The 20007-nt window shown below is 47.5% G+C and carries 17 protein-coding genes; 2 read left to right on the plus strand and 15 right to left on the minus strand.

What is annotated here, in order from left to right:
* Positions 1-244: 244 nt before the first annotated feature.
* The 9 genes from tyrS to panB form a co-directional block, all read right to left on the minus strand.
* Positions 245-1507 carry a tyrosine--tRNA ligase gene (gene tyrS / locus LRP57_RS06915; protein ID WP_231205810.1) on the minus strand — a complete coding sequence of 421 codons (1263 nt, stop codon included), beginning with the start codon at positions 1505-1507 and terminating at the stop codon, positions 245-247.
* Positions 1508-1640: 133 nt separating this feature from the next.
* Positions 1641-3038 carry an argininosuccinate lyase gene (argH, locus tag LRP57_RS06920; protein WP_231205885.1) on the minus strand — a complete coding sequence of 466 codons (1398 nt, stop codon included), beginning with the start codon at positions 3036-3038 and terminating at the stop codon, positions 1641-1643.
* Positions 3039-3243: 205 nt separating this feature from the next.
* Complete coding sequence (locus tag LRP57_RS06925; protein ID WP_231205811.1) at positions 3244-4677, minus strand: O-antigen ligase family protein; 1434 nt, start codon at positions 4675-4677, stop codon at positions 3244-3246.
* Positions 4678-4834: 157 nt separating this feature from the next.
* Entirely contained in the window at positions 4835-6082 is a 1248-nt protein-coding gene (locus LRP57_RS06930; RefSeq protein ID WP_231205812.1) for an argininosuccinate synthase, read from the minus strand.
* Positions 6083-6095: 13 nt separating this feature from the next.
* Positions 6096-6608 (minus strand): arginine repressor, encoded by a 513-nt coding sequence (gene argR, locus LRP57_RS06935; RefSeq protein WP_231205813.1) that lies wholly within the window; start codon positions 6606-6608, stop codon positions 6096-6098.
* A 151-nt stretch (positions 6609-6759) separates the two neighbouring features.
* Entirely contained in the window at positions 6760-7257 is a 498-nt protein-coding gene (locus LRP57_RS06940; RefSeq protein ID WP_231205814.1) for a flavodoxin domain-containing protein, read from the minus strand.
* A gap of 102 nt (positions 7258-7359) precedes the next feature.
* Positions 7360-9996, minus strand: coding sequence for a phenylalanine--tRNA ligase subunit beta (gene pheT, locus LRP57_RS06945; protein WP_231205815.1), 2637 nt, complete (start codon positions 9994-9996; stop codon positions 7360-7362).
* Between the two features lie 2 nt (positions 9997-9998).
* On the minus strand, positions 9999-11084 hold the full coding sequence (gene pheS / locus LRP57_RS06950) for a phenylalanine--tRNA ligase subunit alpha (protein WP_231205816.1): 1086 nt from the start codon (positions 11082-11084) through the stop codon (positions 9999-10001).
* Positions 11085-11302: 218 nt separating this feature from the next.
* The gene (gene panB / locus LRP57_RS06955; protein ID WP_231205817.1) at positions 11303-12130 is read right to left on the minus strand and encodes a 3-methyl-2-oxobutanoate hydroxymethyltransferase; all 828 of its coding nucleotides are present in this window, start codon (positions 12128-12130) and stop codon (positions 11303-11305) included.
* Positions 12131-12353: 223 nt separating this feature from the next.
* Here panB and map point away from each other — a divergent pair, with 223 nt between their 5' ends.
* Complete coding sequence (gene map / locus LRP57_RS06960) at positions 12354-13247, plus strand: type I methionyl aminopeptidase (RefSeq protein ID WP_442984716.1); 894 nt, start codon at positions 12354-12356, stop codon at positions 13245-13247.
* A 252-nt stretch (positions 13248-13499) separates the two neighbouring features.
* The gene (ppgK, locus tag LRP57_RS06965) at positions 13500-14255 is read left to right on the plus strand and encodes a polyphosphate--glucose phosphotransferase (protein ID WP_231205819.1); all 756 of its coding nucleotides are present in this window, start codon (positions 13500-13502) and stop codon (positions 14253-14255) included.
* Between the two features lie 68 nt (positions 14256-14323).
* Here ppgK and coaE read toward each other — a convergent pair whose 3' ends face one another.
* From coaE to LRP57_RS06995, 6 genes are all read right to left on the minus strand, one after another.
* Positions 14324-14986: a dephospho-CoA kinase gene (coaE, locus tag LRP57_RS06970; RefSeq protein ID WP_231205820.1), complete on the minus strand. Its 663-nt coding sequence runs from the start codon at positions 14984-14986 to the stop codon at positions 14324-14326.
* A 23-nt stretch (positions 14987-15009) separates the two neighbouring features.
* Positions 15010-15708 (minus strand): copper homeostasis protein CutC, encoded by a 699-nt coding sequence (locus LRP57_RS06975; RefSeq protein WP_231205821.1) that lies wholly within the window; start codon positions 15706-15708, stop codon positions 15010-15012.
* Positions 15683-16615: an ROK family protein gene (locus LRP57_RS06980; RefSeq protein ID WP_231205822.1), complete on the minus strand. Its 933-nt coding sequence runs from the start codon at positions 16613-16615 to the stop codon at positions 15683-15685. The genes LRP57_RS06975 and LRP57_RS06980 overlap by 26 nt, the downstream gene beginning before the upstream one ends.
* A complete protein-coding gene (locus LRP57_RS06985; protein WP_231205823.1) occupies positions 16612-18069 on the minus strand; it encodes a M81 family metallopeptidase in 1458 nt (485 codons plus the stop codon). Before LRP57_RS06985 ends, LRP57_RS06980 begins: the two co-directional genes overlap by 4 nt.
* Positions 18070-18149: 80 nt before the next feature.
* Complete coding sequence (locus LRP57_RS06990) at positions 18150-19085, minus strand: carbohydrate ABC transporter permease (RefSeq protein WP_231205824.1); 936 nt, start codon at positions 19083-19085, stop codon at positions 18150-18152.
* Positions 19075-19983, minus strand: a complete 909-nt coding sequence (locus LRP57_RS06995; protein ID WP_231205825.1) for a carbohydrate ABC transporter permease — start codon at positions 19981-19983, stop codon at positions 19075-19077. Before LRP57_RS06995 ends, LRP57_RS06990 begins: the two co-directional genes overlap by 11 nt.
* Between the last annotated feature and the right edge of the window lie 24 nt (positions 19984-20007).

Consider the following 20007-nt stretch of genomic DNA (forward strand, 5'->3'; position numbering starts at 1 on the left):
CCACAAGAAAAACCCCGCAGCACCAAGGCCAGGCACACCACCCAACAAAACCCACCACAACCGGCAAACCCCATCAGGCGACAAACAAAAACAATACCCACCCCACCACACACACGTCAAACCAAAACACTATGACACCAAACACACAAACACGAAGCAAAGCGAAAATAATATTTTGATACAAAGCAAAGGCAAGTAATTCACAAGAATTACTTGCCTTCACATAAGTTATGAGGTCAGAAGATCACACGAGTTCAACAACGCAAAGATTTCGACGACCTTTACGCACTAAAACAATAGAACCAGCTAACACATCATCATGAGTAATAGGTGCCTCAGCATCTGTCACCTTGACATTATTTAGATAAGCGCCACCAGAAGCCACCGTACGCCGAGCAGCAGAACGCCCCTTTTCCAGTCCTGCCGCCACAAGAGCATCGATAACATTCCCCTCACCCAGCTTTAACTCAGCACGAGGCAGATCTACCGTAGCCGAACGCAATGTGGATTCATCAAGAGCCCGTAAATCACCACCACCCCACAAAGCTTCAGTTGCAGCAAGCACACGATCAAGTTGTTCTTTCCCATGCACCATCTGAGTAACCAGAGCAGCCAATTCTTTTTGCGCCACACGCATATGAGGGCGTTCAGCCACCTCAACTGCAAGTTCTTCAATACGCTCACGTGTTGCGAAAGTGAAAATCTTCAGGAAACGAATGACATCATCATCAGCCACTTGAAGCCAGAACTGGTAGAAAGCGTACGGACTCATCATGTCCGGATCCAACCAGATTGCCCCACCCTCTGACTTTCCAAACTTCGTACCATCAGATTTCGTAATAATTGGTGTGGTCATCACATGCGTGGAAGTACCTTCAACCTTACGTATCAGGTCAACCCCACCAATCATGTTGCCCCACTGGTCATTCCCGCCCGTCTCTAAAGTGCATCCATGACGACGGAATAACTCCAAGAAATCATTTGCCTGTAAAACCTGATAAGAAAACTCCGTGTACGAAATACCTTCATCAGAGGACAAACGACGCGCCACAATATCTTTAGCCAGCATCGTACCGATACGGAAATGTTTTCCTACGCCTCGAAGCAAATCAATAGCAGACATCTGCTCGGTCCAGTCAAGGTTATTCACCATCACCGCAGCAGCAGGACCCTCAAAATCTAAGAATCGGGAAATTTGATCCTTCAAACGCTGCGCCCAACCAGCCACAACTTCCGTTGGATTTAATTGACGCTCACCAGACTGCCGTGGATCACCAATCTGTCCGGTTGCTCCGCCTACCAAAGCCAAAGGACGATGCCCCGCAAGCTGCAGATGTCGCATAACAATCACTTGCACAAGATGCCCATGATGCAATGAAGGAGCGGTTGGATCAAAACCACAATAAAACGTTACCGGCCCCTGCGACAGGTGTTCACGTAAAGCGTCCAAATCAGTGTGCTGAGCAATAAGCCCACGCCACTGAAGTTCGTCCAGGATGTCGGTCACAGTAATACCCTCACAATTCATTTTCTACTGTATACAGTCACTTTAAGTGTAAAGCACAGATGAAATAACATTCGCCGCGTTCCGCACAAGTGAAATGCTCCTCTACAGGGCACACACTGCGTAGCACCCCATATTACGCGCGCGTCCACTCACGTAAAGCATCCGCCTGCGCACGTAATTGCTCACACTGCTGTGCAACACGCTGAGGCGCTGTACCGCCACGTCCAACTCGAGCCGAAACTGAGCCTTCGATAGTGAGAACTTCACGCACATCAGCTGTTAATTCAGGTGAGGCGCACGCTAATTCTTCATCAGTGAGATCAGCAAGCTCGACCCCACGATTTTCAGCAATCCTTACACACATACCGGAGATCTCATGCGCCTGACGAAATGGAACGCCCTTACGTACTAGCCACTCTGCTATATCCGTTGCCAAAGAAAAACCTTGCGGTGCGAGCTCTGCCATACGATCTGTATTCAGCCGCATCGTAGCAATCATTCCTGAAATGGCCGGCAAAATAATAGTCAATGTATCAATTTGATCGAAAACAGGTTCTTTATCCTCCTGCAAATCACGATCATATGCTAAAGGTATTCCTTTAAGAACTGTCAGCAAAGCCGTTAAATCACCAATTAAACGCCCTGCTTTCCCGCGTCCAAGTTCAGCAACATCAGGATTCTTCTTTTGAGGCATAATCGATGATCCTGTAGAGAAAGAATCATCCAATGTCACATAATTGAACTCTTTCGTGTTCCAAATAATAATTTCTTCGCAAAGACGCGATATGTCAACCCCCACCATTGCCATAATGAACGCGAACTCTGCAACAACGTCCCGAGAAGCCGTACCATCAATAGAATTTGCCACAGAATCAGCAAAACCTAACTGATGAGCCACAGCACGCGGATCCATTCCGAGAGTGTTCCCCGCTAAAGCGCCGGAGCCGTAAGGGGAAATTGCTGCTCGTTTATCCCAATCAACTAAACGTTCCACGTCACGTACAAGAGGCCATGCGTGCGCAGCCAAATGATGTGCCACAAGAACCGGTTGAGCATGTTGCATATGCGTACGCCCCGGCATGATTGCCGAACCTACCGATATTGCTTGCATATGCAGCTCATCGACCACATTCAGAATAAGACCTGCAATAAAACGAGCCTGTTCACGCAAATACATACGTATCAACGTAGCAATCTGATCGTTGCGAGAACGACCTGCTCGTAATTTACCTCCAAGATGGGAGCCTGCACGTTCAAGTAAGCCGCGTTCAAGAGCTGTATGCACATCCTCGTCTTCTTGAGTTGGAAGGAAAGCTCCTGAAGCAACATCTTCCGCTAAAGAATCTAAAGCCTCATGCATACGCCGAATTTCATCATTATCGAGCAAACCTGCAGCAAATAAAGCATCTGCATGAGCATGTGAGCCTCGGATATCACACTGCGCTAAACGCCAATCAAAATGAGTAGAAACAGAAAGGGCTGCTAAAGCATCGGCAGGCGCACCACTGAAACGGCCACCCCATAGGCTCATTGAAGCATTGTTATGTGTCGATTCCACCAGACGATCATGCCGTTTTCTGAGGAATTTACCAACTTCTGTCCATTCTTCGATAGAGATTTTCTCGTGCGTGAAAATACGACCCACAAATTATGCGAACACCCACTCAAGAGTAGGTACGTATGAGTCACTGATAAGAAAGAGACAACAAACAGAAGAAATAAATGAAAAGCAATATCTAGGCAGGCATCGGCACAGAAAAATCCACCGATTTTTTCCTCACACTCACATCAGCATTATCAGAACGCACTCGCACCACAAGCCATGTCGCAAAAGCAACGAAAAGAACCCAGTTTCCCTCTGAAAGCAAACGCGATTCTGTAAAAGACTGAACAATCAATGCCACCATAAGCACGGCGGGAAGAAGGAAATATAACGACTTATCTAAGTTCACATAAGCGCAGTAAAAAATACGGAAAGCAACAATTACGACGGCCGCGATCACAATAACCGCTCCTAAAATACCCGTTTGAAAAAGTGCTTCAATATAAGAATTATGAGCCGACATTGTCGGGGTTCCATCGGCACGTACAACCAGATTTTTGAACATCGGAATCCATGGTGGCCAATACATAACCCATCCCCAACCAACAAAAGGATGTAAAGCCCACAGACGTAAGAGACGCTCCCAAATCACGCCGCGTCCACTCATATCAGGGCTACGCGCCACAAATTCACTGATGTGATCGTGAAAAAATAATGAACCTATAGCAATAAGCATCGCGCACACAAGTAAAAATACGAGTGCGCGGAAACGATACTTCACATCTACTCGACGCAGGATTAAGGCACCCACTCCGACCGCCAGACATGCGAGCAAAGCCAGCAACACCGTCGCAGAACGTGTCAGCGCGAGAACCAATAAACAAATACTGCTCCACACCACCGTGCCTAGAGTATGGGTACGGGTATCAAGCCACGTTAGTACCACACCTATGAGGCAAAGCAAAGCAATGAAGGCTAAGGGATTACGGTTCCCCACTATTCCTTGTATGGGGCCGCCCTCAAAAAGTAAGGAGTTTACCCAGTAATACATTTCAGGAATATGTTCCCATGACCACATATATACTGGCGCAATTCTGTGACCAACAAAAACTTCAACAAAGAGTTCAAGAGCTAGGCTAGTCCCTAAAATCCATTTCAACGCAGAAATCAGATACGACAGTAGCTCACGTAAAGGGAAAGCAACCGCCAAAAAAATACCCGTCACCGTCGTTGCAACCGACAGCATTGACGCTGCCACTGTTTCTAACGGAAAGTGCGACCACACAACAGAAAGGCAACAGAGCGCAACAAATGCGCACGGAAGCATAGGTAAGCGCCGTAAAGACAGTTGGCGACCAGCCGTCACAAAAAGAGCCGCAAGAATTAGAAGAGAAAGCGCAGCAATTGCGGCAAAAGCGAACCACCCAACAAGGTTACGTATTCCCTGACCACCAAAAGTCAAGAAAAAAGCCCACACAGCGCATACTGGCAACAGTTTTTCTGCACGTTCAGTATGGCGTTCCACCATGGTGTCGCGTATGTCAACAAGTGCTAAGCACACTGGTTCAACATATAACGCACAGGTCTGTCGTATGCGACGCAAAGAGGCAGACAAGCGTTGAAACATATCTGCGGATACCCTTCCCTCAGGGAAATACTGATTTATGCCCGCAAGAGCGCACAAGCCCTCAGTGGGGCTGCCGTGCCTTCACACTTTTGTAAGCCTATTGCAGTAGTGACCGAGAATCACGAAAAAAATCCCAATTCCCGGTCACAATCTGATTTCATTTCTCTGAGAGCAGTCCCTCACCCAACTCAGGGCCCCTACCAAAACGCACATCTCGTGCTGTTGCAAGGCGTGAAGTCATACCAAAGATTTCAATGAAACCTTTCGAATACGACTGATCGAAGGTATCACCTGTCTCATAAGTCGCGAGGTTGAAGTCATAGAGTGAGGACTCTGAACGACGTCCATTAACCGTAGCGCGACCTGCGTGCAGGACCATACGAATATCACCGGTAACATATTGCTGCGTATCGCGGATAAAGACATCCAAAGAACGCTTCAACGGCGAGAACCACAAACCGTCGTATACCAATTCACTCCAACGCTGATCGACACGACGCTTATAGCGAGCAAGTTCACGCTCAATAGTGACATGCTCTAACTCTTGGTGCGCAGCAATCAAAGCCATCGCACCAGGAGCCTCATAAATTTCACGTGATTTAATACCAACTAAACGATCTTCAACGAGGTCAATACGCCCAATTCCCTGAGCACCCGCACGTCGATTGAGCTCCTGGATAGCTTCCAATGGGCTCACAGCACGCCCATCAATAGCAACAGGAATACCCTCACGGAAACTAATCACTACTTCATCAGGAACAGGAGCGTATGTCGGATCATCGGTATACGTGTAGACATCTTTCGTGGGCGCATTCCAAATATCTTCAAGAAAACCTGTTTCAATTGCACGCCCCCACACATTCTGGTCAATAGAGAACGGATTGTGACGAGTAGTTTCAATTGGGAGATTATGTGAATTTGCGTAGTCAATCGCCACATCACGAGTCAGAGCAAGATCACGCACCGGTGCTAAACATTTAAGATCAGGAGCATATGAGGTAATAGAAACCTCAAAACGTACCTGATCATTTCCCTTACCCGTGCACCCATGTGCCACAGTATTCGCGCCAAATTGACGTGCCGCTTGAACAAGGTGCTTCGAAATCAAAGGACGCGACAGAGCTGAAACTAAAGGATACACACCTTCATACAAGCCATTTGCTTGCAAAGCTGGCATACAGAAATCCGCTGCAAACTCATCTTTCGCATCTGCAACATATGCTTCAACCGCACCGCAATCCAAAGCACGCTGGCGAATCACCTCAAGGTCTTCACCACCTTGACCAACATCCACAGCCACGGCAACAACTTCCATACCGGTACGTTCTTCAATCCACCCAATTGCTACTGAGGTATCTAAACCACCTGAGTATGCAAGAACTACACGGTCCTTTGCCTGTGTCATAGGTTTTTTCCTTTCATTTCTCTGTCAGAGACGAGGATTGAGTCATTTCAAGCAAAATTGCTTCAATTTTTACCGCGGCTTCATCACAGCGACATATCACAAGCACAGTGTCATCACCGGCTAAAGTACCCGCAACTTCACTCATACGCACCGAATCTATAGCAGACCCTAAAAGTTGCGCTGCCCCTACAGGAGTACGCAAAACAAGTTGATTATTTACTCGTATCAAACTGGTAAGAAGGGACTGGCACCAACGGGCAAGGCGTTCACGACCTGCCTCGCCCTCATGTGTTGGTAATCCGTCGGCATCAGGAACGGTGTACACCAATGCGCCATCAGCAGAGCGAACCTTTGCAGCATGCATATCAATGAGATCTCGTGACAAAGTTGTTTGTGTCACTTCAATGCCATTAGCTGCAAGCTGCGAACGCAAGTCTTCTTGAGAGGTCACCTTATAGGAAGCCAAAATGCTGCGTATAGCTTCTTGACGCGCCGCTTTTGTACGAGGCGCTGTGGATTCAGTCATCGTGTCGTCCCTCTTGTGATACGAAGCAGCATAGTTTTACGCTGAAAGTATTCTTTGTGCGCATATGCAGCGAGACAAAACATCGACATACGCATAAATATACATTTACACGTATGTCTATGCGAATTTATTTTAGGGTTTTCGTAGTTTTCTACTGAGAGACATCACTCAAAGTCTCAGCAATAGTCCGTGACCATTCCTCAATCACATCCCAGTCACGGAAATCACCTTCCACTGCACCGGCTAAACGAACGATCGTACGCTCACGCAAATTCAGTAAAGAAGGAATATACCGCCCAGGAAAGACCCTATGCTCAATCGCCTTTACTTTTGTCAGCACAGGCCCAATACGAGAAGGATCTTGAGGAACATGCGCAGGAACGCCGTTCATTCCCACAGAAAAAGCCCACACAGGAATACCCTCAAGCTCTGAAGCAAAACGATCCATAAAATCATGAGCCTGCTCCATCCACGTCATCATGTATACAGCAGAACCACAGACCACCGCATCCACACCATCAAGTGAGGTAACATCCTGCGGGTTTTTACGCAACACATCATAGCCATGTTCAGCAAGATGACCAGCAATAGCATCGGCTATTTCAGCAGTTGCACCATGTTTTGAAGAAGCAGTCACAAGGATACGCATAAAACAAGTGTGACAGAAAGAAAGGCCGATGGTGTATTAAGAACACCCTAAAAGTAAAATTTAAGATCTTCTTTACACCATCGGCCAGTCAGCATATGCCCCTTAACTGCGCAAACGCCCACCCAACTGTTTCGTCACACGCTGCACAATCGCCTCACGAACAGAAGAAATTTCCTGAGCAGAAAGCGTATGATCCCCACGCAAACGCACAGCAAAAGCAAGGGAACGATAACCGCTTCCTACCGATTCACCCTCATAAATATCAAAAAGAGTCACATCCTCAGCTAAAGCGCCTGCACCCTGACGTACCGCCTGTTCCACCCGAGAAGCCGGAACATCCACCGGCAACACGAAAGCAAAATCCTCTTTCGCCACCGGATACGTCGACACAGGCTTGACCTGAATAGGCCCATCCGCACGTGAAGCAATTAAAGCATCCATATCCAGCTCTACAGCAATAGAGCGCTTAGGCAAACCAAAAGCCTCACAGACACCAGGATGCAGCTCGCCAGCATAGGCCACATCAACCAAGTCACGTCCACGGCGCACAAAAACACGTGCCACACGGCCGGGATGCCACGGAGCCACATCTTCTGGGTCAGTCGCAGCCTGCGGCATAGGAGCACCCTTAAAAGTCACAGGCTCACACAGCCATGCACGACACACTTCAACACGCACACCCAGAACCGAAGCTACTCGACGCACCATATCAACAGCATCATTCCAGTCAACGACGCGTTGGCCTCCTAATGGCGAACCAGTTTTTCCTGCACACACTATTCCCACATGCCATGGTTGAGCCGGAGTCCCCGCATATAAAGCATTGATATGCGCATCAGAAGGACGAGTAGAGGCCTCCATCAAAGGAGCAGGCACACAACCGGCAGGACGAGCAACCATTCCTATCTCGTATACGGCCACCCCATCCATACCACGCGAAATATTACGACCCGCACTCTCAAGTAACGTATCAATAATGGAAGTACGTAACCACGGCGCATCATCCGCAAGCGGATTACGTAACCGCAAAGCACGACGACGCTCGTCATTGTCTTTAATCCGCTGACGATCAAATGAATCAGAAACAAACGGATAAGACTTAACTTCAACCAGACCCGCTTCAGCTAATGTATGAGCCACCATACGACGAGCCTTCTGAGCCTCAGTTAAGCCATGACCGGAAGGAGCCTTCGGTAAAATCGACGGAATAGCATCATAGCCATCCAAACGCGCAATTTCTTCAACCAAATGAGCAGGTCCTACCAGATCAGGCCTCCATGATGGAACAGTCACATCAAAAGCGCCCTCTGTTTCTTTGACTGTGCAACCAATCATTTCGCACAAGTCTCGAATACGCTCAGGCGTATAAGCAACACCTGTCAGACGCTCTGCTTCCGTATAAGGGAAAGAAATCACCAACGGTTCAGGCAGAGCATTAAAATCTGACACAGCACGATCAGCACTACCGCCGCCATATTCCACCAGTAAATCAACTGCACGCTGTGCAGCGACAGCAGGCAAAAGCGGATCTACGCCACGCTCAAAACGCTTGGATGCCTCCGAAACTACACGATGGCGCCGTGAAGTACGAGCAACCGAAACTGCATCAAAATGCGCAGCCTCCAGCAAAATATTTGTTGTTGTTGCCTCTACTTCTGAGTAACGGCCACCCATTACCCCTGCAAGACCAATAATGCGTGAACCTGCTGCTTCAGGCGAATCTGTAATTAACAGATCCTCCTCATGCAAATGACGCTCAACCTCGTCTAATGTCACCAAAGATTCACCAGAACGCGCACGACGCACAACCACTGGCCCTTGAAGATCATCAAGATCGTAGGCATGCATAGGCTGACCTAAATCAAGCATGATGTAATTCGTGATATCCACCGCTAAAGACAGCGAACGCATACCCGCTGCTTCTAAGCGTTCCACCATCCAACGTGGTGTCGGAGCTGAAGGATTAATCCCGCGGACAATGCGTGTGACAAAACGATCACAGCCCACATTTCCCTTAATAGGAGCTCGATCCTCAACCAGCACAGGGAAACCATCTTCAGTTGCCTCAGGAACTCCGCTTACCAAAACCCCGCTCAAGCCAGGATCACGGAAAGCATGACCAGTTGCATGAGAAAACTCACGGGCCACACCTCGCATCGAAAAACAATAGCCACGATCCGGTGTCACATTAATTTCAAGGACTTCTTCGCCCAAACCAAGGAAAGAAATCAGATCTTCACCGACAGCAGGGATCTGACGATCCGGATACTCCCGATCAAGCACAATGATTCCATCATGCTCATTCCCTAAGCCAAGCTCACGGGCCGAACAGATCATGCCATCAGAGATATGCCCGTATGTCTTACGCGCAGCGATTGCGAAATCACCTGGAAGTACAGCTCCCGGCAAAGACACAACAACGCGATCACCTTCAACGAAATTATGCGCGCCACAAATAATGCCGCGGCTGGGAAAATCACAGGGCTCTTTCCCTGTCCCCGGAGGATCATTATGGACACCCACATCCACACGACAATAGTTCACGGTTTTACCGTTAGAGGCGGTTTCTTTAACCAAAGAAAGGACGCGCCCGACAACCAGAGGGCCGATGACTTTTGCCGGGTGAATGGTTTCTTCTTCTAAACCAACTTTAACAAGAGCTTCTGCCAGCGCCTCAGCACGTATATCTGATGGCACATCAACGTGGTCAGCTAACCAGCTCAGGGGAACCATAGGCATAATCAGTGACCCTTTCCGTAAAGTCCGAACTGCTGGGAGAAACGCACATCTCCTTCAACAATGTCATGCATATCTGCGATACCGTGACGCAACATCAATGTGCGCTCCAGTCCCATACCGAAAGCAAAACCTGTGTATTCTTGCGGGTCAATGCCATTTGCTTGAAGAACATTCGGGTTGACCATGCCGCAGCCACCCCATTCAATCCAACCGGCACCCCCCTTTTTCTGAGGGAACCACAGATCCATTTCGGCACTGGGTTCTGTGAATGGGAAAAAGCTTGGCCGTAAACGTGTTTTCGCCTCAGGGCCAAACATTGCACGAGCAAAATGGTCTAGCACCCCTTTAAGGTGAGCCATCGTCAAGCCTCGGTCGACAGCTAAACCTTCAATTTGATGGAAAACAGGTGTATGGGTTGCATCTAAAGCATCTGAACGGAATACTTTCCCCGGACAGGCCACGTACAGTGGGACCCCCCGTGAAAGCATGGCACGAGATTGGACTGGGGAGGTATGAGTACGCATCACAAGATGCCCGTCCTCAGGTTGCTTACCACCAATCGTTGCACCATCAACATAAAAGGTATCCTGCATTTGCCGCGCAGGATGATCGATGTCGAAGTTTAACGAATCAAAGTTAAACCACTCATGTTCAATTTCAGGGCCTTCAGCAATCCCCCACCCCATAGCAGTAAAGAAATCCGCTATGTCTTCCATCAATGTTTCTAATGGGTGACGTGCTCCCACAGGGTAACGATCTGTTGTAACTGTAACATCAACGGCTTCTTCTACAAGGACACGTGCTTCATGTTCTGCCTGCAAAATTTCTTCACGAGCTTTCAAAGCTTCATTCAGAACTTTGCGTGCTCCCCCTAAAAGACGTCCAGCAAGACCTCGGTCACTGGGATCTAAAGAACCAATAGTGCGATTAGCTATAACAAGAGCCGCATTATCCCCAAAAAGTGCTGCACGCACCTCTTTGAGTTGCACCAAATCTGCACTTTGAGTGATATCTGCTAATCCTTGAGTTACAACTGCATCTACTGCATCTTTATCAAGCGGATTGAGGTTAGGAGAAGTCTGGTCCATTTCCTGCTTCCTCGGTCATTGTTTTTCGTACCGTCACTTTCATGACGCGCCCACGCCATCATAGTGCGAATAACATTTTTCAGCGCATATGGTTCATTCGACGAAATAGCACATACCCCTGATTCATACTAACAAGCGCCACTGACTTCGCCTCTGCACACACGTACAGCACAACTATGACAGCACACGCCCAAAATAGTTCATCCCCAGAATTCGCTCTACTGTTCTTTATAGTGCCCCTGAGCAGGAAAAGAACCTTCACGAACAGCCGACACATACGCAGAAGCAGCTAGACGCAAAGACTCCCCGATTTCACCGAAACGTTTCACGAAAGAAGGAGCCCACGATCCCATACCTGCCATATCTGACCACACCAGCACCTGCCCATCAGTATGCGGGCCTGCACCAATACCGATTGTGGGAATACGTAGTTCTTCTGTGATCTGTCGTGCGAGATCAGCCGGCACCATTTCTAAAACAATCGCACAAGCACCTGCTTCTTGAAGGGCGTGCGCGTCTTCACGCAAAATGCGTCCAGTATCTCCACGTCCCTGCATACGAGGCCCTCCGAGCGTGTTTTCGGATTGCGGAGTGTACCCTAAATGACCGATAACAGGAATGCCTCCCTGAACGAGGGTCTGTACTGCCTGCGTGCGGGCAGCCCCGCCTTCCAGTTTGACAGCATGAGCGCCCGCTTTCATTAAACGCACAGCATGTGTGTATGCAGTGAATGCATCTGCTTCATACGTACCAAAAGGCATATCAGCCACCACCATGACATGTCGAGTAGAACGCGCAACAGCTCCCGTTGCTCGTTCCATATCTTCAAGGGTGACAGGTAGGGTCGAATCGTACCCAAGGACCGTGTTCCCAAGGGAATCCCCTACAAGAAGCACATCAATACCCGCGTCTTCAAGAATTGGCGCGATCAATGCGTCATATGCCGTCAACATGGTGATGGGCTGGCCCTTTTCTTTTGCCTGAGCAAAATGCTGAATACGGAAACGACTGCACGTTGTATTCGATGGCATTTCGTGGTGGGACATAGCTCTCTCTCCATTCATTACGTAGGTCAGCGGCACACGCACTGCTTTTCCTGTGTGCTAACAGGGTACGCCACAATATTTTCCTCAACCATAGGAAAGCTAGGTCCCATGCTCCTTGTAGGCAGCACGCCGTAAGCATAAAAATACGAACACGTATCAAACACTTCACTTTGTTTCATGTGAATAAGACAGGCAAGACGAAGAAACGTATTCTGGACATATGATGTCTACTGCTGATCGTCCGTGTCGTGCTCCCCTAGGTAATCTCACCGCAGGAAAAGTATCCCCTATACGCCATGTCCCAGAACATATTGCGCGCCCTGAATATATGTTCCACGATGGCCCTGAAGTAGTCACCGCCTCGGATATTAAAGATACGGAAACTATTGAACGCATAGCCGTTGCTGGTGCTTTAGCAGCCCAAGCTCTCGTAGAAGTCGGATCAGCTATTACTCCTGGCATCACCACTGATGAACTTGATCGTATAGGTCATGAGTTCCTTATTGACAACGGGGCTTATCCTTCTTGTCTGGGATATATGGGATTTCCCAAGTCATTATGTACCTCGATCAATGAGGTGATTTGTCATGGTATTCCCGATGATCGTCCTCTTGAAGAGGGTGACATTATCAATGTGGATATCACAGCATATGTGGATGGTGTACATGGTGATACATGTGCAATGTTTGAGGTCGGACAAGTAGACGAAGAATCGCATTTGCTTATTGAGCGTACTCGTGAGGCTCTTGCACGCGGTATTAAAGCTATTCGTCCTGGACGAGAAATTAATGTGATTGGCCGTGTCATTGAATCGTATGCTAAGCGTTTCAACTACGGTGTTGTGCGCGATTACACGGGTCATGGAGTTGGGGAGGCTTTTCATTCGGGACTTATTGTTCCTCATTACGATGCAGCTCCCGCGCATAATGAGGTCATGGAAGTTGGCATGGTTTTTACCGTGGAACCAATGTTGACCTTGGGATCTATTGATTGGGAACAATGGGATGATGATTGGACAGTCGTGACTCGTGACCGCAGTAGGAGTGCTCAATTTGAACACACTGTTGTTGTCACCGAAGATGGTGCTCGGATTTTAACTTTGCCTCACGAGGCGTAGGTCCCCGGAGCTGTTCTTTGCTCACTCCATACGTTGATACTGTATTCAACAAATATTTACACAACGATAAGTGAATACTTACGACGATCGTAGACATAAGTTTTTATGACGATCTTTACTCACAGATTTTCACATAACATTCGAGGATGTTGCCCGTCCCATAACAGCATATGCAGGGCTGATGAAGCGGATATGCCTCCATGTCCGTTAGGCTTGTAGCTGCTCAGATATAACACTTTTCAAGGAGAACACATGGCACGGTTAGCGTGTGGCATTGACATTGGCGGCTCTGGTGTAAAAGCAGCTCTTGTTGATTTAGATACGGGCGAGTTCTCAACTGATCACATCCGTATTGAAACGCCTCGACCAGCAACTCCTGACGCGATCGCGCATGTATGTCGCCAATTGCTTGAAGGCCTCAATGTTGGGCCAGAGATTCCCGTAGGTATTGCTTTCCCTGCTCCCGTTATCAACGGAGTCATTCGTTTCATGGCGAATCTCGATGATTCTTGGGTTGGTATTGACGTCAATGAACTCATGATGCGTCATCTGGGTCGTCCTGTTTTTCCTCTCAATGACGCAGATGCCGCTGGTTTAGCTGAAGCTGTTTACGGGGCAGCACGCGGTATTCCTGGGGTCGTCATTGTGACAACTCAGGGAACAGGTATCGGATCAGCCATTATTCTCGATGGTGTTTTAGTGCCCAATTCTGAACTCGGTCACCTTGAAATTGATGGTTATGACGCTGAAAAACGCGCATCCGCTGGCCAAAAGACACTGCAAGGATTGGATTGGCAACAATGGGCGGATCGCTTACAGCGCTACTATTCACACGTTGAAATGCTGTTCTCACCCGATCTTTTCGTTGTTGGTGGCGGTGTTTCTCAAAACCACGAAAAATTCATGCCTTTACTTGATTTGAAAACCCCCATGGTGCCAGCACTCTTACTTAATACTGCTGGTATTGTCGGTGCGGCTCACTGGGCGGCTACACAGGCAGCTCGCTAACTCACTCACTTTCAAAAAGAGAATAGCGCCTCGAATACACGCTTTTTATAGCCTTATTCGAGGCCTTTTCACTTCTGCGGTTGCAACCATTGTTTTTTTACCTGTTCAACAAGAAGTTCGAGTTCTGTTTTGCTCCCGTTATTATCAATCCATATATGAGCAACACTCTGACGTTCTTGTCGCGATGCTTGTGTTTTTATCCGTTGTTTTGCCTCATGCATAGTCATGGAACGTTTAATTAAACGAGCGATACGAATGTTTTCAGGCGCATCGACAATAAGAACCACATCAAAAAGATGCTGCATCTGTTTTTCAACGAGTAATGGCACATCGTACACAGCACAACCGTCATGTGGCGCAGTGGAAAGAATTTCTTCTGCCCGAGCAGCAATCAAAGGATGCGTAATATTTTCAAGCGTGCGGCGAGCAGATGAGCATCGAAAAACCTGCTGAGCTAGAGCTGCACGATTCAGTGAAGAATCTTCATTGAGTATTCCCTCACCAAAAGCTTCAGTTATCGCAGCCAAAGCTTCACTTCCTGGGAATACGATTTCTCGCGCAATACGGTCAGCGTCTGCAAGTAGCGCGCCTTGGGCTTTCAAAACTTGTGCAACAGTTGATTTACCTGAGCCAATCCCTCCAGACAACCCTACACGCAAAGCACGTGTCGCAGGTTGTTCCCACGGTCGGATAAGAGTTGCCTGTGCTTGCCCAACGCGTAGATTCTGCATAAGCATATTTATACATGCTGCTTTTATATACGCGCATTAAAAGCACGAATACATGACACAATGCGACGTGTCTCGGTTGCATCAGTGCCACCTAACGGATGGGGAGCACGCATATGCACCTGAGGCGTTCCCGTTTGGCGCATGACATCAACAACATTGTGAGCACGTAAACCACCAGAAGCTATGATGTGCAGACGATTATCAGCTTGTTCTACAAGAGCACGTAAAGCATTCACATCCGCATTGCTTGGGTGTCCTCCTGTTGTTAAAACATGCTGATATCCAGCATCAATAAGGGTTTCTAGTCCTTCTGTTAATGAAGGAATGCAGTCAAAAGCACGATGAAAGGTCAAAGGACACTCACCTGCGGCTTCACGAAAACTCTGCACCGCTTCATGATCTATATGCCCATCCTCACGCAAAGCCCCTACAACAAAACCACAGGAAACAGCAGATCCCTGTGTGAAAGAACGGATCTTCCCTATTTCGTCAATGATTTCTTTGATTTCGTCTTTTGAATATACGAAATCACCTCCACGTGAGCGCACCATAATCTGTATCCCGCTTGGGGGCGCCACAGGCAGTGAAGCCATAATTATTTCTTTTGAAGGAGTCAGACCGCCAATGTCTAATCGGCTGCATAGTTCAACGCGATCAGCACCCGCATCACGTGCGATACGTACACCCGCGGTATCTTCAACACATATTTCGATCAGAGTCATGTCCCCACTCCTTATATGCTGTTGATCCTGTGAGTTTGCATGCCAAAGCAACGGCACCCCACATTCCCGCCATAGCGCCCATACGTGCGGCACAAATATACGGTGATTCACGCCAAGAAAGCATTTCAGAAAGTCGTGTACGTAATGGTGTAAAAAGGTCTTCGCCCGCTTGAGAAAGCCCCCCTCCAATAATGAAGGTTTGCGGATCGAAAATAAGGGTAAGATGCGTTAAGGAAAGAGCTAAGGCGTCCACTGCTGTCATCCACACATCATCAGCGATAGGATCTTGACCTAAGCGATTCTGAATTTCACGCACGCCGATATCATGTGTGGTTTTTTGGTGGTAGCGGCGAGCAATCCCCCTTGCTGATGCATACACTTCAAGGCATCCTTTTTGACCGCAATTACATTGCTCACCATTGGGTATGACTGGGGTATGTCCTATTTCACCTGCGGAAAATGTGTGTCCTTCCCACATTGACTGTGCGATATACAGTGCCGCAGAAATCCCTGTTCCAATCGGGATCATCACGAAAGAATTCGTGTTTTTCCCTGCACCCATTACCGCTTCTGCAAAACCAGTGCTACGCCCATCATGACCAAGACAAGCGGGCAGACCTGTTGCTGTACTCAGTAATTCAGTTAAACGGGTGTGTCTGAGGTTCAGGTTAGCCGCATAAATAACTTCCCCCTGTTTCTCATCGATAATACCCGGGCAGATCACACCAATCGAACAGATCTGCGGATGTTGCTTTAACACAGATAAAGCAACATTTATGACCTGTTGTGTTACCGATGCTGCGCATGTGGCCTCTTGGCCTCGGGAAAGTACATTGCCTTCGGCAGTAACAATCATCCACTTTATTGATGTGCCGCCAATGTCTATCCCCATATATGCGTTATTCATTGCGATACGAGCCTCGCATGAATAGGCGTTTCAAAACCTTGGTCGAAAGGTACCATTGGTCGCTCAATTTTTTGGTGTCCTAAACGCACAAGATCTTGGTCTACTCCTCCTGGTGTCAGGGCCATACGCCAATCACGTTGCGCATTGTAGAGATCCGGTTCAAGGTATCCCATTTTGACAACAACAACATCTACGTGCCGTACATCCAGATTTAAGCGAGCAAATTGCTGATGTGTCGTGTATTGATTTCGTCGGCTCGTAATAATTACCGTTAAGCCTCCTGTGCGAACTGCTGCTGTATGCCCGCCATCTGGATCATCAACTAAAGCTTCAACAATTCCGTTGATAGCTTGAGGTCCTGGTTCACGCCGATCAATATGACCGCCCACGTGGATATCAACCTGTTCCCCTACGCCTTTTTCCCAACAGATAGCGACAGCTTCAGGGTCCACAATTGAGGCATGAATGACACGCAGAGTGTGGTTTTGAACAGGTTCCCATGCGCATAAAGCTGATAAAGCCGCCGTTACGTCATTGGCGCCCCCTGCTCCGGGGTTATCTCCTGAATCTGAGATAAAAGTAGGCCGCTTGGCGGTCAAAGCCCACTCTAAACATTCCTGCATACTTCCCACAGGAGCAACGAAGCAAAACTCGTCACGCGCGTCCCAGAAAGCACGTCCTATTCGTTCAGCTTGTTCTTTCACTACTGTTGCGTCGTCACCGTAGATAACAACAGCGCCTTTACAGCGCGGCTGGTCAGCCCATGCAAAACCAATCCAAATCCCTCCATCTGTTACACCAGGAAGGGCCTCTGCCTCGTACATCATGTCGTACAGGCTGCGCGCAGGCTCCATACGTGTTGATGTTTTTTCTCCCGGCAAAAGAACTGGAACATGAACGAGTGCCTTTGCGGGTTTCTTCCCTCCTGCTACAACACAATTCACAAGGTTATGTGCAGCTCTTTCACGTGATTCAAGAGCATCCTCATGCGGAGCTTTCCTGTAGCATGTCATTAAATCGCAAGAATCAAAAAGGACATCAGACACATTTCCATGTAAGTCCATTGATGCAGAAACCACCACCGTGCTACCGATAACCTCTCGAATAGCTGTAATGAGATCACCTTCGGCATCATCCATACCTTCCACACTCATGGCACCATGAATGTCAAAGAAAAGCCCTTCGATCTGCCCTATTTCGCGCAGCCCTGCGATGATTTCTTCTTTCCATGACTCGTAAGCCTCCCGTTGTACAACACCGCCGGGTAAGGCGCGTGCGTGCAAAATCGGAATCCATTCCACTTGCCGAGCCCACGGATCATTACGCCATGAGTATCGGTTTATCAGTGTTTCGCCGCGAGTGACTATGAAATCATCGGCACTCGATATGTAGGGGGTAAATGTGGATGATTCAATATGGATACCGCATATGGCAATGCGCGGAATGTTACACATACTTTCCTCAGCTAAAAAATAAATTATTTTGTTACATGAACACGTATATTAAATACGCGTAGCTTATAAATATTTCTCAATTAACGACCTCCCATACCTGACATGGCAATACCTTTAATCAGGTGTTTTTGCAGTGCGATTACAAGAATGGTTGTCGGAACCATTGACACAATTGAAGCCGCTATTTGCAAATCAATTCGAGTACCCTCTTGTGTTGAAAAAGAGGCAAGACCAATAGGCAAAGTTCCTAAATTCGCATAGTCAACGGTGACGATGAGCGGCCATAAGTATGAATTCCAAAAACCCATAAAAGTAAAAACTGCCAATACTGCAATAGCAGATTTTGTGAGAGGAAGAATTACTTGAATAAAAGTTCTCAGTGGACCAGCTCCGTCCACCCGTGCTGCTTCTTCTAGTTCAAAAGGAATTCCCCTCATAAATTGTCGCATAAGGAAAGTACCGAAAGCTCCGAAAGCAAAGGGGAAAATAAGGGCCTGATATGTGTTCACCCATCCGAATTTTTGCATCAGAATAAACATGGGGATCACAAGAACCTCAACCGGAATCATCATTGTCCCGAGGAACAATAGAAAAGCGGTATCTCGCCCCCTCCAGCGCAAACGTGAGAAAGCGTATCCGGCAGTTGAGGAAACAATAATTACAATCACTGTTCCTAAAAGTGCGACGAGGAATGAATTAAGAATGTACCTTACAAAAGGAGCATATGTAAATACATCAACATAGTTGCTCCATCGAAGTTCTTTTCCAAAAAGAGAAGGCGGAACAGAATACACTTCATCTTTATGTTTAAGTGAGGAAAAGAAAGCGTAAATCAAAGGTGCTGCAAAAAAGAAAGCTGCAATGCATACAACTATGTGGGAAAGAATATCTTTAATTCTCGATGGCTCACCACCAAGTAATCCCACATTCGATAAAGAATCTTTTGTTTTATGGCGGGATGGCACCTGAGAAATACCATTATGAGGAGCCATTACATCTTTATTTTCAGACTTCATAATGTACCCACCTCTTTTGGGCCTTAAATTGGAATGCCGTCACCAAAATGACAAGGAAGAAAAGTATCCAGGCAGCAGCGGCAGCCATACCCAATTGTTGGAACTTAAAGCCTGTTGTGTAAATAAACATCACTATTGGCATTGTTGAATTTCCAGGCCCACCTCCTGTGAGCATTTGAGGCTGCACAAAAACTTGAAGCGAGCTAATAACAGTCATAACGCTGGCAAAGAATATTGCAGGTGACATCATTGGCAAAATAACTTTGAACAACATGACTTTTCCATGAGCACCATCAATACGGGCTGCTTCAATAACTTGCTCAGGCAATTGTTCAATCGCCGCAGAAAAGATCAGCATATTGTATCCAGCCCCTTGCCACACACTCATCACAACGATCATGACCATCGCCCATTGTGGGTGTGCAAGAAAAGAAGGAAGCTCAAAACCAAACCATGTTTTCGCTATCCCATTGAACAAACCCTGCGGTTGCAAAAGCATTTTCCATACAAGGACATTTGCCACCATCGGTGTGACCACTGGAATAAAAAACAATACGCGGAAAGCATTGCGTCCACGAATACGTGGCCCAACAATAAAGGCCAATGCAAGAGAAACTATAATATTTGCAGGTACATATAAGACCGTAAAAATCACAGAATTACGAACCGCAGGCAGAAAATCAGGATTTTCTATAAGTAATCGCTTGTAGTTATTGAAAGCTATAAATGACCGTTCACCAAAAGCGGGCCAGTTATACAAACTCATCACGATTGAAAGACATACTGGCACAATGGTAAAAAGACACAAGCCTACCAAGGCTGGGGTAACAAACCCCAGCGCTTGGCGACTTTCAATTTTGGCCATCCTGCTTCGCCGACGTTGTGGAGCAGTTGACATTTGCATTGAGTTTCCTTGAAAAAT

This window comes from Schaalia sp. lx-260 (assembly GCF_021083645.1).
GTDB lineage: Bacteria > Actinomycetota > Actinomycetes > Actinomycetales > Actinomycetaceae > Pauljensenia.

Coding starts and splice junctions, on each gene's coding strand:
- LRP57_RS06980 (WP_231205822.1), bottom strand. CDS start 16,615: ATGAATAACGCATATATGGGGATAGACATTGGCGGCACATCAATAAAG.
- ppgK (WP_231205819.1), top strand. CDS start 13,500: ATGGCACGGTTAGCGTGTGGCATTGACATTGGCGGCTCTGGTGTAAAA.
- pheT (WP_231205815.1), bottom strand. CDS start 9,996: ATGCCTATGGTTCCCCTGAGCTGGTTAGCTGACCACGTTGATGTGCCA.
- LRP57_RS06925 (WP_231205811.1), bottom strand. CDS start 4,677: ATGTTTCAACGCTTGTCTGCCTCTTTGCGTCGCATACGACAGACCTGT.
- LRP57_RS06990 (WP_231205824.1), bottom strand. CDS start 19,085: ATGAAGTCTGAAAATAAAGATGTAATGGCTCCTCATAATGGTATTTCT.
- pheS (WP_231205816.1), bottom strand. CDS start 11,084: ATGGACCAGACTTCTCCTAACCTCAATCCGCTTGATAAAGATGCAGTA.
- map (WP_442984716.1), top strand. CDS start 12,354: ATGTCTACTGCTGATCGTCCGTGTCGTGCTCCCCTAGGTAATCTCACC.
- LRP57_RS06985 (WP_231205823.1), bottom strand. CDS start 18,069: ATGTGTAACATTCCGCGCATTGCCATATGCGGTATCCATATTGAATCA.
- coaE (WP_231205820.1), bottom strand. CDS start 14,986: ATGCAGAATCTACGCGTTGGGCAAGCACAGGCAACTCTTATCCGACCG.
- panB (WP_231205817.1), bottom strand. CDS start 12,130: ATGTCCCACCACGAAATGCCATCGAATACAACGTGCAGTCGTTTCCGT.
- argR (WP_231205813.1), bottom strand. CDS start 6,608: ATGACTGAATCCACAGCGCCTCGTACAAAAGCGGCGCGTCAAGAAGCT.
- LRP57_RS06930 (WP_231205812.1), bottom strand. CDS start 6,082: ATGACACAGGCAAAGGACCGTGTAGTTCTTGCATACTCAGGTGGTTTA.
- argH (WP_231205885.1), bottom strand. CDS start 3,038: ATGAGCCTATGGGGTGGCCGTTTCAGTGGTGCGCCTGCCGATGCTTTA.
- LRP57_RS06975 (WP_231205821.1), bottom strand. CDS start 15,708: ATGACTCTGATCGAAATATGTGTTGAAGATACCGCGGGTGTACGTATC.
- LRP57_RS06940 (WP_231205814.1), bottom strand. CDS start 7,257: ATGCGTATCCTTGTGACTGCTTCTTCAAAACATGGTGCAACTGCTGAA.
- LRP57_RS06995 (WP_231205825.1), bottom strand. CDS start 19,983: ATGTCAACTGCTCCACAACGTCGGCGAAGCAGGATGGCCAAAATTGAA.